This window comes from Pseudomonas sp. LBUM1645, from assembly GCF_059716185.1.
The window spans coordinates 5,806,453-5,819,509 of record NZ_CP166811.1; the positions used below are offsets into that span (position 1 = coordinate 5,806,453).

Here is a 13,057-nt window from a genome sequence, read left to right on the forward strand (position 1 = left end):
GTTACATGGAAGCCTGGCGAACCTGCTTCTCCAACTCAGCCTTCAACCCCGGCTCAAGCTTCAACTGACGTGCAAGCTCATCGAGGTAGGACTTCTCCATGAAGCTCTCCTCATCCACCAGCATTACGCTGGCGATGTACATCTCAGCGGCCATTTCCGGCGTGCTGGCAGCGCGGGCCACTTCCGTCGGGTCGAGCGGCTTGCTGAGTTCGGCATGCAGCCACTGCTGCAATTCCTGATCGTTGTCGAGTTTGGTGAATTCGCCTTCTATCAATGCACGCTCGCGTTCATCAACGTGGCCATCGGCTTTGGCCGCAGCGACCAGCGCCTTGAGAATCGCCTGGCTGTGCAACTCGACTTGCGCTGGTGGCAGACGGTCGAGTGTCTGCGGTTCAGTCTTCGGCACGGTGCCTTGCTGGGCCTGCCAATTACCGTAGGCCTTGTAGGCAATGACGCCGAGCGCCGCGAGGCCGCCGTAGACGGCGACTTTGCCGCCGACGTTGCGTGCCTTTTTGCTGCCGAGCAACAGGCCCATGGCACCCGCCGCCAACGCCCCGCCGCCTGCGCCCGAAAGCAAACTGCCGAGGCCGCCCGAACCACCGCTGCCACCGAGCAATCCGCCCAGGCCACCGCCAGAGGTCTTGTTTTGTGAACCGCCGGCCTTGTTCTGCAACATGTCCTGACCGGACTTGAGTAGCTGATCGAGCAATCCACGCGTGTTCATTTGCCGCCTCCAAAAAAGGGGTTAACCGGATCAATAAGGCCACCAGCCTAGATCGAAAGTGCCCGGCATTCGGGGGCGAGAGTGCTTCGAGATGTTGCGCAGCGCCATTCAGCCGACCGCGGCCCTTCAGAAAAATGGATATACACTCAAGCAAATCTATAAAAACCGCCCACCGGGTACTTTCACCATGATGACCTTGCGTCAGATCCGTCACTTCATCGCCGTGGCCGAGACCGGCTCGATCTCCGCCGCCGCGCAAACCGCGTTCATTTCTCAGTCCACCTTGACCCTGGCGATCCAGCAGCTGGAGCAGGAAATCGGCGTAGGCCTGTTCAACCGTCACGCCAAGGGCATGACGCTGACCCACCAGGGCCACCAATTCCTACGCCAGGCGCACCTGATTCTGGCGACGGTGGACAACGCCAAACGCAGCCTGCAACAGAGCACCGATCAAGTCGCCGGCCAGTTGATCATCGGCGTGACCAGCCTGGTGGCCGGTTACTACCTTGCTGATCTACTCACCCGTTTCCAGCGCGCCTACCCCAATGTCGAGATTCGGGTGATGGAGGACGAGCGCCCTTACATCGAGCATTTGCTGGTCAGCGGCGAAATCGATGTTGGTGTGTTGATCCTCTCCAATCTCGAGGACCGCCACGCCTTGCAGACCGAAGTACTGACCCACTCGCCCCATCGGTTATGGCTACCAGCCCAGCATCCGCTGCTGGAACACGACAGCATCAACCTCGCCGACGTGGCCCGCGAACCGTTGATTCAGCTGAACGTCGATGAAATGGACCGCAATGCGCAGCGCATGTGGGCGGCGGCTTCGCTGCAACCGCGCATCACCTTGAAAACGGCGTCGACGGAAGCGGTGCGAAGCCTGGTAGCAGCGGGATTGGGCGTGTCGATCCAGCCCGACATGACCTATCGCCCATGGTCACTGGAGGGCGACATCATCGAAGCGCGACCGATAGCGGACTTGAGCCAGACCCTCGACGTCGGCCTGGCCTGGCGTCGTGGCACCGCGCGCCCAGCGTTGGTGGATCCGTTCCTGACCGTCGCCCGCGAGCAACCCCACGGCGGGCGCAAGCCATCTATTTAATCGAACGCCACCTTCAGTATTTAGTATTTGTCGACCTCGGGTGCGGCGCCTAGTCTTGGTACATCTATAAGACGGCCGGGCCCCAGTCACAGGGAGCAGCATGGCCACACAAGAAAAGAGAACCCGAAAAATGGCTGGCGCGCAGACCCCGTTGTTCACCGCGTTGTTGATCGATGGCGAATTGGTCGCGGGTCAGGGGTTTGTCGAACCGATCCTCAACCCGGCCACCGGTGAAGTGCTGACCCACATCGCCGAAGCCAGCACTGAGCAAGTCGAAGCCGCGATCCTCGCCGCCCATCGCGCCTTTGCCGGTTGGTCGCGGACTACGCCGCAACAACGCTCGAACCTGCTGCTGGACATCGCCAACGCCATCGAAAAACAAGCCGACCTCCTCGCCCGCCTCGAATCCCTGAACTGTGGCAAGCCGTTGCACCTGGCCCGTCAGGATGACTTGAGCGCTACGGTCGATGTGTTCCGTTTCTTCGCCGGCGCCGTGCGTTGCCAGACCGGCCAGCTCAGCGGCGAATACCTGCCGGGTTACACCAGCATGGTCCGCCGCGATCCGATTGGTGTGGTCGCCTCGATTGCGCCGTGGAACTACCCGATCATGATGGCCGCGTGGAAAATCGCCCCGGCCCTGGCCGCCGGCAACACGCTGGTGTTCAAGCCCTCCGAACACACGCCGCTGTCGATTCTGGCCCTGGCGCCCGCGCTGGCCGAGATCCTGCCACGCGGTGTGATCAACATCGTTTGCGGTGGCGGTGAAGGCGTCGGCAGCCACTTGGTCAGTCATCCTAAAGTGCGCATGGTGTCGTTGACCGGCGATATCGTCACCGGGCAAAAAATCCTCCAGGCCGCGGCGAAAACCCTGAAGCGTACTCACCTCGAACTCGGCGGCAAGGCCCCGGTGATCGTCTGCAACGATGCCGACATTCAGGCCGTGGTCGAAGGCGTGCGCACTTACGGCTATTACAACGCCGGCCAGGATTGCACCGCAGCCTGCCGAATTTATGCACAGGCGGGGATTCATGACCGCTTGGTGGCCGAACTCGGCGCGGCGGTCAGCAGCCTGCGCTTTGCCGGCAAGCGCGACGCCGACAACGAGATCGGCCCGCTGATCAGCACCCGCCAACGCGACCGCGTGGCCAGTTTCGTCGAGCGCGCCCTCGGCCAGCCGCACATCGAGCGAGTGACCGGCGCGGCGGTGCATTCCGGTGCCGGCTTCTATTACCAGCCGACGTTGCTGGCCGGTTGCAAGCAGACCGATGAGATCGTCCAGCGCGAAGTGTTCGGGCCGGTGGTCACCGTGACCCGTTTCGATCAGCTCGAACAAGCCGTGGACTGGGCCAACGACTCGGAATACGGCCTCGCCTCCTCGGTCTGGACCCAGAACCTCGACAAAGCCATGCAAGTCGCCGCGCGCTTGCAGTACGGCTGCACCTGGATCAACAGCCATTTCATGCTGGTGAGCGAAATGCCCCACGGCGGCCTGAAGCGTTCGGGCTACGGCAAGGACTTATCCAGCGATTCGCTCCAGGACTACAGCGTGGTGCGGCACATCATGGCCCGCCACGGACAGCATCTCTGACTACGCTTATAACAAGCCGCTAACGGCCTGCTTCATCACGTTCAAAACTGCCCCGACCATAATTAAAGAAGAGGGAAACCCCATGTTCGTGCACAAGACCGCACTGCTCAGTGCAATCACCACCGCGCTGCTGGCCAGTGCCAGTATCCAGGCCGCCGAACCGCTGAAAGCCGTCGGTGCCGGCGAAGGTCAGCTGGATATTGTGGCCTGGCCTGGCTACATCGAACGTGGCGAAAGCGACAAGGCCTACGACTGGGTCACCGGCTTCGAAAAGGAAACCGGCTGCAAGATCAACGTCAAGACTGCCGCCACTTCCGATGAGATGGTCAGCCTGATGTCCAAGGGGGGTTACGACCTGGTGACGGCATCCGGCGATGCCTCCCTGCGGTTGATCGCCGGCAAGCGTGTGCAGCCGATCAACACAGCGTTGATCCCGAACTGGAAGACCATTGACCCTCGCCTCAAGGACGGCGCTTGGTACGTCGTCAATAAGCAAACCTACGGCACCCCGTACCAATGGGGCCCAAACGTGTTGATGTACAACACCAATATCTTCAAAACGGCGCCAGACAGCTGGAGTGTGGTGTTCGAAGAGCAAACCCTGCCGGACGGCAAGTCCAACAAGGGTCGGGTCCAGGCCTACGACGGGCCGATCTACATCGCCGATGCGGCGCTTTATCTCAAATCGAAACAGCCGGAACTGGGCATCAAGGACCCGTACCAGCTCAACGAAGCGCAATACAAAGCGGCGCTGGAGCTGCTGCGCAAGCAACAGCCCTTGATCCACCGCTACTGGCATGACGCAACGGTCCAGATGAGTGACGTCAAAAACGAAGGCGTAGCGGCGTCCAGCACCTGGGGCTACATGGTCAACGGCCTGGTGGCGGACAAGCAGCCGGTTGCCTCGGTCATTCCAAAAGAAGGTGCAACGGGTTGGGCCGACACCACCATGCTCCATGCGGAAGCCAAGCACCCGAACTGCGCCTACAAGTGGATGGACTGGTCGCTGCAACCGAAAGTCCAGGGTGACCTGGCGGCGTGGTTCGGTTCGTTGCCGGCGGTTCCAGCAGGGTGCAAGGAGAGTGAATTGTTAGGCGCCGAGGGCTGCAAAACCAACGGTTACGACCAATTCGACAACCTGGCCTTCTGGAAAACCCCACAAGCTGAAGGCGGCAAGTTCGTGCCGTACAGCCGCTGGACCCAGGACTACATCGCGATCATGGGCGGCCGTTAAGCCCTCTTCGCGAGCAAGCTCGCTCCCACATTTGATCGCATTCCAATGTGGGAGCGAGCTTGCTCGCGATGCTTTTAAAGATTCAGATTTTTGGAGCACCGCACCATGACGCTTGCAGTCCAGTTCACCAACGTTTCCCGTCAGTTCGGCGAAGTGAAGGCCGTTGACCGGGTTTCCATCGATATCCAGGACGGCGAGTTCTTTTCCATGCTGGGCCCTTCCGGCTCGGGCAAAACCACCTGTCTGCGCCTGATCGCCGGTTTCGAACAACCGAGCGCTGGCTCTATCCGTATTCACGGCGAAGAAGCCGCCGGGCTGCCGCCGTATCAACGTGACGTGAACACCGTGTTCCAGGATTACGCGCTGTTCCCGCACATGAATGTACTCGACAACGTCGCCTACGGTTTGAAGGTCAAAGGCGTCGGCAAGTCCGAACGCCAGAAACGCGCCGAAGAAGCCCTCGACATGGTCGCCCTCGGCGGCTACGGCGAGCGCAAACCGGTGCAACTGTCCGGCGGCCAGCGCCAGCGTGTGGCCCTGGCCCGCGCCCTGGTCAATCGGCCGCGCGTGCTGCTGCTCGATGAACCGTTGGGCGCGCTCGACTTGAAGCTGCGCGAGCAAATGCAGGGTGAACTGAAGAAGCTGCAACGCCAGCTCGGCATCACCTTCATCTTCGTCACCCACGACCAGACCGAAGCGCTGTCGATGTCGGATCGTGTGGCGGTGTTCAACAAGGGGCGCATCGAGCAAGTCGATACCCCGCGCAACCTGTACATGAAACCGGCTACAACCTTTGTCGCCGAATTCGTCGGCACCTCCAACGTGATTCGCGGCGATCTGGCGAAACAATTGAGCGGCAATCCACAGCCGTTTTCGATTCGCCCGGAACACGTGCGTTTCGCCGAAGGTCCGCTGGCCAGCCATGAAATCGAAGTCAGCGGTTTGCTCCATGACATTCAGTACCAGGGCAGCGCCACGCGCTATGAATTGAAACTGGAGAACGGCCAGACCCTGAACATCAGCCAGGCCAACGTCCAGTGGCTGGACGTCAGCGCGCAACATCAGACCGGACAACGCATCAGCGCACGCTGGGCACGGGAAGCGATGATTCCGCTGCACGACAACGCTGTCGGTGGGGTGTGAGATGAACAGCGTGGCTCTCCCTCAAACCCCGGCCGGCGGCTCGCCGTTGCGCAGGTTTTCCAACCTGCTGTATCGCCGGCCGAACCTGTACCTGTCGATGCTGCTGGTACCGCCGCTGCTGTGGTTCGGCGCGATCTACCTCGGCTCGCTGCTGGTTCTGCTGTGGCAAGGCTTCTACACCTTCGATGACTTCACCATGGCGGTCACGCCCGACCTGACCCTGGCGAACTTCGCTGCGCTGTTCCAGCCGTCGAACTTCGACATCATCCTGCGCACCTTGAGCATGGCCGTCGCCGTCTCGATCGCCAGCGCCATCGTCGCGTTCCCGATTGCCTACTACATGGCGCGCTACACCACCGGCAAAACCAAGGCGTTTTTCTACATCGCGGTGATGATGCCGATGTGGGCCAGTTACATCGTCAAGGCGTATGCCTGGACCTTGCTGCTGGCCAAGGGCGGCGTGGCGCAGTGGTTCGTTCAGCACCTGGGGGTTGAGCCGGTTTTGCAGTTCATTCTGGGCATTCCGGGCGTCGGCGGCAGCACGTTGTCGACCTCACACTTGGGCCGTTTCATGGTGTTCGTCTACATCTGGCTGCCCTTCATGATCCTGCCGATCCAAGCCTCGCTGGAACGGCTGCCACCGTCCTTGCTGCAAGCCTCGGCCGACCTCGGCGCCAAGCCCCGCCAGACCTTTATGCAAGTGACTTTGCCGTTGTCGACTCCGGGCATCGCGGCCGGTTCGATCTTCACCTTTTCGCTGACCCTGGGCGACTTCATCGTGCCGCAACTGGTGGGCCCGCCGGGCTACTTCGTCGGCAGCATGGTGTACGCCCAGCAAGGTGCGATCGGCAACATGCCGATGGCCGCGGCCTTCACGTTGGTGCCGATTGTGTTGATCGCCATTTACCTGACTATCGTGAAACGACTGGGGGCCTTCGATGCGCTCTGATGCAAAAAAACAAAGACCAGAAACCCACGGGGAGAAAGCCTCGCTCGGCCTGCGCATCGCAGCCTGGGGCGGGTTGGTGTTTCTGCACTTTCCGATCCTGATCATCTTCCTGTACGCCTTCAACACCGAAGACGCAGCGTTCAGCTTCCCGCCCAAGGGCTTCACCCTGAAGTGGATCGGCGTGGCGTTCTCGCGCCCCGACGTGCTGGAAGCGATCAAGCTGTCGCTGCAAATCGCCTCCGTCGCGACGTTGATTGCGCTGGTCCTCGGCACCCTTGCGTCGGCGGCGTTGTACCGCCGGGATTTCTTCGGCAAGCAAGGCATCTCGCTGATGCTGATCCTGCCGATTGCCTTGCCGGGGATCATCACCGGTATCGCGCTGTTGGCGACCTTCAAGACCCTGGGGATCGAACCGGGGATGTTCACCATCATCGTCGGTCACGCGACCTTCTGTGTGGTGATCGTCTACAACAACGTCATCGCCCGCTTGCGTCGCACTTCTCACAGTTTGATCGAGGCGTCGATGGACCTCGGCGCCGACGGCTGGCAGACCTTTCGCTACATCATCCTGCCGAACCTCGGCTCGGCATTGCTGGCCGGCGGCATGTTGGCGTTTGCCCTGTCGTTCGACGAAATCATCGTCACCACCTTCACCGCCGGCCATGAACGCACCCTGCCGCTGTGGCTGCTCAACCAGCTCAGCCGCCCACGGGACGTGCCGGTGACCAACGTCGTCGCGATGCTGGTGATGATGGTGACCATGCTGCCGATCCTCGGCGCCTATTACCTGACCCGTGGCGGCGAAAGCGTTGCGGGCAGTGGCGGGAAATAACTGGCACCGCATTTTTACCACTGTGGAAATCGGCTTTTTGTGGGAGCGAGCTTGCTCGCGATGACTGACTGACATTCAACAGAAATGTCGACTGTAAAACCGCTATCGCGAGCAAGCTCGCTCCCACAGGGGCCGGTTTCCACAGAAAAAAATAATTGCTTCAAAGAGGACAAAGCCATGCAAACCAAACTCTTGATCAATGGCCAACTGATCGACGGCGAAGGCCCCGCCCAACCGGTGTTCAACCCGGCCCTCGGTCGTGTGTTGGTGGAAATCAACGAAGCCAGTGAAGCCCAGGTCGATGCCGCCGTGCGTGCCGCCGACAGCGCCTTCGAAGACTGGTCGCAAACCACGCCGAAAGAACGTTCGCTGCTGCTGCTCAAACTCGCCGACGCCATCGAAGCCCACGGCGAAGAGCTGGCCAAACTGGAGTCGGACAACTGCGGTAAGCCGTACAACGCCGCGCTGAACGACGAGATCCCGGCGATTGCCGACGTGTTTCGTTTCTTCGCCGGCGCCAGCCGTTGCATGAGCGGTTCGGCGGGCGGTGAATACCTGCACGGCCACACTTCGATGATCCGCCGCGACCCGGTCGGCGTGATCGCGTCCATCGCACCGTGGAACTACCCGCTGATGATGGTCGCCTGGAAAATCGCCCCGGCCCTCGCGGCAGGTAATACCGTGGTGCTCAAGCCGTCGGAACAAACCCCGCTGACCGCGCTGCGTCTGGCGGAACTGGCGTCGGAGATTTTCCCGGCCGGCGTGCTTAACCTGGTGTTCGGTCGTGGTCCTACCGTCGGCAGTCCACTGGTCACACACCCAAAAGTGCGCATGGTCTCGTTGACCGGTTCGATCGCCACCGGCTCGAACATCATTTCCAGCACCGCCGACAGCGTCAAACGCATGCACATGGAACTGGGCGGCAAAGCCCCGGTGATCATCTTCGACGACGCCGACATCGACGCCGCCGTGGAAGGCATTCGCACCTTCGGCTTCTACAACGCCGGCCAGGACTGCACCGCCGCCTGCCGCATCTACGCGCAGGAAGGCATCTACGACAGGTTCGTCGAGAAGCTCGGCGAAGCGGTCAGCAGCATCAAGTACGGTGTGCAGGATGATCCGTCGACCGAGCTCGGCCCGTTGATCACCGCCCAACATCGCGACCGCGTGGCCGGGTTTGTCGAGCGTGCCGTGGCGCAGCCGCATATCCGTTTGATCACCGGCGGCAAGGCTGTGGAAGGCAATGGCTTTTTCTTCGAACCAACGGTATTGGCCGACGCGCAACAGGACGATGAAATCGTCCGTCGTGAAGTGTTCGGGCCGGTGGTGTCGGTGACCAAATTCACCGATGAAGCACAGGTGCTGGGCTGGGCCAACGATTCGAACTACGGCCTGGCGTCGTCGGTCTGGACCTCGGACGTCGGTCGTGCGCATCGCTTGTCCGCACGCTTGCAGTACGGCTGCACCTGGGTGAATACACACTTCATGCTGGTCAGCGAAATGCCGCACGGCGGTCAGAAATTGTCCGGTTATGGCAAGGACATGTCCATGTACGGGCTGGAGGACTACACCGTCGTTCGGCATGTGATGTTCAAGCATTAAAAGCTTCGCGAGCAAGCTTTGCTCCTACAGGATTGATGTCGTTCGCATGATTGGTGCACACCACAAAACCTGTAGGAGCAAGGCTTGCTCGCGATGGCGTCACCGCAAACTCAAGGAAGAAACCGGCACCCAGCACCACCAGGTTCCACCCCAAAAAAGCCAAAACAATAACCACCGATCCGGGCAGCGCCGTCATGGCCCTGCCACGGTTTCGGACATCCGAAATCTGCCGATTTTCCGGAGCTAACACACCATGAGTGCATCACCCGAACTCTCTGCAGCCGTTGCCGACAGCGATGCCGAGCAACTTCGCAAGCTGGGCTACACCTCGAACTTCAATCGCAGCATGAGCCTGTGGGAAAACTTCGCCCTGGGCTTCACTTATCTCTCTCCGGTCGTAGGGGTTTATACCCTGTTCGGCCTGTGCCTCGCCGCCGGTGGGCCACCGATGTTCTGGGCTTACTTGCTGGTCGGATGCGGCCAGTTGCTGGTGTGCCTGATCTTCGGTGAAGTGGTCTCGCAGTTCCCGATTTCCGGCGGCGTGTACCCGTGGGCTCGTCGTTTGGTGGGTAAGCGCTGGGCGTGGATGGTCGGCTGGATCTACTCCATCGCCCTGTGCGTCACCATCGCGGCTGTTGCGGTGGGCGCCGGTCCATACCTGGCCGCCATGATGGGCTTTGAACCGAGCAACAACACCAACATCGTCATCGCACTGTTCCTGACGTTGTTCGCCACCCTGGTCAACCTCAGCGGCACCAAAGTGCTGGCTCGGATCGCCATGTTCGGCTTCCTCTGCGAACTGGTCGGTGCGGTAATCGTCGGCGTTTACCTGCTGATCTTCGAACGCCATCAATCGATCAGTGTGTTGTTCAACACCTTCGATATCAGCGTCGACGGCTCGTATCTACCGGCATTCCTCACCGCCTCGCTGGCGGGGATGTTCCTGTACTACGGCTTCGAGGCCTGCGGCGATGTGGCCGAAGAAACCCCGAACCCGAGCAAACAGATCCCGGTGGCCATGCGCATGACCATCTACATCGGCGGCATCGCGGCGATGTTCGCCTGCCTGGCGCTGATCCTCGCCGTGCCAGACATGCAAGCGGTCATCAATGGCACCGACAAGGACCCGGTCACCACCATCCTCAACAACGCCTTCGGTCCGGTCGGTTCGAAAGTGGTGATGGGCGTGGTGATGATTTCCTTCATCTCCTGCGTCATCAGCCTGCAAGCGGCGGCGAGCCGTCTGCTGTATTCCTACGCTCGGGATGAAATGGTTATCGGCAGCTCACTGCTGAAGAAAATTTCCCCTACGACTCAGGTTCCGGTTGCGGCGCTGTTCGTGTCCGGTGTCCTGCCGGCACTGATCATCATCCTCGGTTTCTTCCTGCAGGATGCAGTGGCAACCATCGTCAGCTTCGCGGCCATCGGCATCTACCTGGCATTCCAGATGATCGTGCTCGCCGCGTTGTATGCGCGCATAAAGGGCTGGAAACCGAGCGGCAAATTCACCCTCGGCGCCTGGGGCTGGGCCGTGAACATCGGCGCGCTGGTCTATGGCGTCGGCGCAATCATCAACATGGCCTGGCCGCGCACACCGGATGCGGCGTGGTACATCAACTATGCGATGGTGTTGAGTACTGCGATCGTGATTGGGTTGGGGCTGGTTTATATGTGGCTTGCCAAGCCGTATGACCATGGGACTGCGCCTGCGGGGGATGCTTGGAAGGTTAGTCGATAAGGCTTTTTGAACCGGGTACCATTACTGGTGCCGGCGCTGAAATATTCCCCTTTCTCACAGTCCTAGAGAAAGGGGAATTAATGACTGCTATTGACTGAAAAGAAAAAATCATCAAAGCAACAGTTCTGCTTGATCGTGCTTCAGCAAAGTTATGCGATCGAAAAGCTTGATTTTTTCATCTGCTTTTTGTTTAGCGTAATCCGACATAAACGCAACAAGCTCCTCAAGCTGACTCACATTCCCAACCACCTTGAAGGCTTTTTCTTTATTAACAAAAACAAGCGACTTCTTCTTTCGAGCCAACAGTTCAATCACGTTGCTCAGTGTTCCGGTGCTTTTAGCATCCCAAATCATCAAGCCGTAATCGGCGGCATCAGCCATAACAACATCTTTCGCGGTGAAAAATGCTCTCGACCCTTTGGAGTGTTTGGTTTCTACCGTTCTAGCCGGCCATTCTCCAAGATTGTTCCGAGGGGTCACGCCACTGCAATAAATAGTAGTTTTAGATCGAGCCAGGCTCAATAAATACTCTTGAATAGATGTATCGGCTCCGCCTGCGTCGCCAACCACGACGTCAAACTCTGAATCAACGATATTATTGATACGCTCTTTAACCTTCGGATCAAGGTGTTTGATATTAATAGAGCCCGCAATAAATACAGTTGTCATCTATCTCACTTCCAAGTTAACGCCGCGACGTAGATTTTTCCCACTTTTGGATATTTACGTAAAGCAGCACAGGCGGCATCCATTGACGCCCCACTGTCAAACAAATCATCAACGACCAAAACATTCCAACAGCCTGTATTGGTAATTTCATCATTCACACTGAAGCTAGCTCCTATAGCGGCAACCTTTTCAGCTTTAGAATGCAAATTTTTAAGCGATTGCCCGGTGGCAGCCTTTCGAAGCAAATCCGAAAATACAGGCTTTCCTATTATTCGTCCTAACTCTACGGCAACCTCAGTAACTGGCTGTCGTGCACGTATATTCGAGGCAGGCATAGGAATTACGAACCCTACTTGAGCAAGTTTAGGTAAAACATTCGTCGCTACAGCTTGAGCAAGAGGGCTCACCTGACTCCAATCCTTCTGGTATTTGAGCTGGTAGGTCGCTTGTCCTACCTCGGTACGGAGATTATCGAAGCGTGGGTTTCCGTGCTCATCATCCCCTAGAAAGGTACTACTTATCATGTGCTTGTCCAGCACCCATCCTTGGTCCCAAGGGCCGTTTATCTGTTTTAGGGATACTTTCAAGGCATTCTCCATTTTTAAGCCTGTCCGTTAAGCACCGAAATTTCCTTGGCGCTTTTTGACCATAGGCAATGAAAAACAGAGATTCCAGTCAAACGCCGCGTGGCGCTGACTCTCATGCAAAAACAGGAAATTCCTACAGACCAAACTTTCCGGCAAAAGCACCAATTCCTACAACTCGCGGCGCCAGAGTAGACTTGGCGCCGCGAGCGCCTGAACGATAGGCTTTACCTCGTCGCTGCCAAATCAGCGACCCGGGGTCGAAGCCGGAACACAATCAATATGGCGCAACCGCGCTCCTCTGAGTGGCGGCTCCCTTTTCAACTTGGAGTCGAAAAAATGCTTGAGCACACGCTAAATCCGTCTGAAATCCATCCTCATTTCACCCCAACCATCTTCACCCGCCACAACCGCTTCCTCCACGCCTTCATGCAGGACAACCAAGCCTGGTTCTGCGTCCAGGATCTCGGTCGCCTGATGGGTCGCCCGATGGACCAACGCCTCACCCTGAAACTTGATCCGGACCAGCGTCGATACGTCTGGTTGCTGAAGAACGGTAAAACAGTCGAATCACTGATGGTCAGCGAATCAGGGATGTATGCCCTTCTGGTGTACCACTTCGTCCCTGAAAACCGAAACCTGCGCCAGTGGTTGAGCAACGTGGTCATCCCAATGCTGCGTGATGCAGACGAGACGCCTGTGGATAACATTCCAAGTTTGAGTTCGTTGCAGTGGGCCGGGATCTCGGTGCCGCTGCTGCATTGGCAGCATCAGGCCTGGATCAAGTGGCGGGACATGCCTGATCTGATGCAGGCACAACGGCCGTTCAAGATCATGGGCACTTGCAGTTGAAGGTAAGGTAAAGAAATGAAAAAGGGGCCGACTTCACAGT

Annotated in this window: 13 protein-coding genes; 9 read left to right on the forward strand and 4 right to left on the reverse strand. The window is 58.7% G+C overall.

Annotated elements, in window-relative coordinates:
* Position 1: 1 nt before the first annotated feature.
* Positions 2–724 (reverse strand): tellurite resistance TerB family protein, encoded by a 723-nt coding sequence (locus ACA079_RS26365; protein ID WP_497701478.1) that lies wholly within the window; start codon positions 722–724, stop codon positions 2–4.
* Between the two features lie 187 nt (positions 725–911).
* Between ACA079_RS26365 and ACA079_RS26370 the strand changes: the two genes are divergently transcribed.
* From ACA079_RS26370 to ACA079_RS26400, 7 genes are all read left to right on the forward strand, one after another.
* Positions 912–1,826 carry a LysR family transcriptional regulator gene (locus tag ACA079_RS26370; protein WP_223429736.1) on the forward strand — a complete coding sequence of 305 codons (915 nt, stop codon included), beginning with the start codon at positions 912–914 and terminating at the stop codon, positions 1,824–1,826.
* A gap of 100 nt (positions 1,827–1,926) precedes the next feature.
* Positions 1,927–3,414, forward strand: coding sequence for a gamma-aminobutyraldehyde dehydrogenase (locus tag ACA079_RS26375; protein WP_080931981.1), 1,488 nt, complete (start codon positions 1,927–1,929; stop codon positions 3,412–3,414).
* Positions 3,415–3,496: 82 nt separating this feature from the next.
* Positions 3,497–4,648: a putative ABC transporter substrate-binding protein YdcS gene (gene ydcS, locus ACA079_RS26380; RefSeq protein WP_497701479.1), complete on the forward strand. Its 1,152-nt coding sequence runs from the start codon at positions 3,497–3,499 to the stop codon at positions 4,646–4,648.
* Positions 4,649–4,753: 105 nt separating this feature from the next.
* On the forward strand, positions 4,754–5,791 hold the full coding sequence (locus ACA079_RS26385; RefSeq protein WP_489266090.1) for an ABC transporter ATP-binding protein: 1,038 nt from the start codon (positions 4,754–4,756) through the stop codon (positions 5,789–5,791).
* A gap of 1 nt (position 5,792) precedes the next feature.
* A complete protein-coding gene (locus tag ACA079_RS26390; protein WP_497701480.1) occupies positions 5,793–6,740 on the forward strand; it encodes an ABC transporter permease in 948 nt (315 codons plus the stop codon).
* The gene (locus ACA079_RS26395; protein ID WP_415771191.1) at positions 6,730–7,572 is read left to right on the forward strand and encodes an ABC transporter permease; all 843 of its coding nucleotides are present in this window, start codon (positions 6,730–6,732) and stop codon (positions 7,570–7,572) included. The genes ACA079_RS26390 and ACA079_RS26395 overlap by 11 nt, the downstream gene beginning before the upstream one ends.
* Positions 7,573–7,749: 177 nt before the next feature.
* Positions 7,750–9,174, forward strand: a complete 1,425-nt coding sequence (locus ACA079_RS26400; RefSeq protein ID WP_497701481.1) for a gamma-aminobutyraldehyde dehydrogenase — start codon at positions 7,750–7,752, stop codon at positions 9,172–9,174.
* Here the strand turns inward: ACA079_RS26400 and ACA079_RS26405 are convergent.
* Entirely contained in the window at positions 9,164–9,370 is a 207-nt protein-coding gene (locus ACA079_RS26405; protein WP_497701482.1) for a hypothetical protein, read from the reverse strand. The genes ACA079_RS26400 and ACA079_RS26405 overlap by 11 nt on opposite strands.
* 57 nt (positions 9,371–9,427) lie before the next feature.
* Here ACA079_RS26405 and ACA079_RS26410 point away from each other — a divergent pair, with 57 nt between their 5' ends.
* Complete coding sequence (locus tag ACA079_RS26410; protein WP_497701483.1) at positions 9,428–10,912, forward strand: APC family permease; 1,485 nt, start codon at positions 9,428–9,430, stop codon at positions 10,910–10,912.
* 111 nt (positions 10,913–11,023) lie between these two features.
* Here the strand turns inward: ACA079_RS26410 and ACA079_RS26415 are convergent, their stop codons facing one another.
* Complete coding sequence (locus tag ACA079_RS26415) at positions 11,024–11,581, reverse strand: hypothetical protein (RefSeq protein ID WP_497701484.1); 558 nt, start codon at positions 11,579–11,581, stop codon at positions 11,024–11,026.
* Positions 11,582–11,586: 5 nt separating this feature from the next.
* The gene (locus tag ACA079_RS26420) at positions 11,587–12,168 is read right to left on the reverse strand and encodes a ComF family protein (protein WP_497701485.1); all 582 of its coding nucleotides are present in this window, start codon (positions 12,166–12,168) and stop codon (positions 11,587–11,589) included.
* A gap of 336 nt (positions 12,169–12,504) precedes the next feature.
* Between ACA079_RS26420 and ACA079_RS26425 the strand changes: the two genes are divergently transcribed.
* Positions 12,505–13,017, forward strand: coding sequence for a BRO-N domain-containing protein (locus ACA079_RS26425; RefSeq protein WP_497701486.1), 513 nt, complete (start codon positions 12,505–12,507; stop codon positions 13,015–13,017).
* Positions 13,018–13,057: the final 40 nt, after the last annotated feature.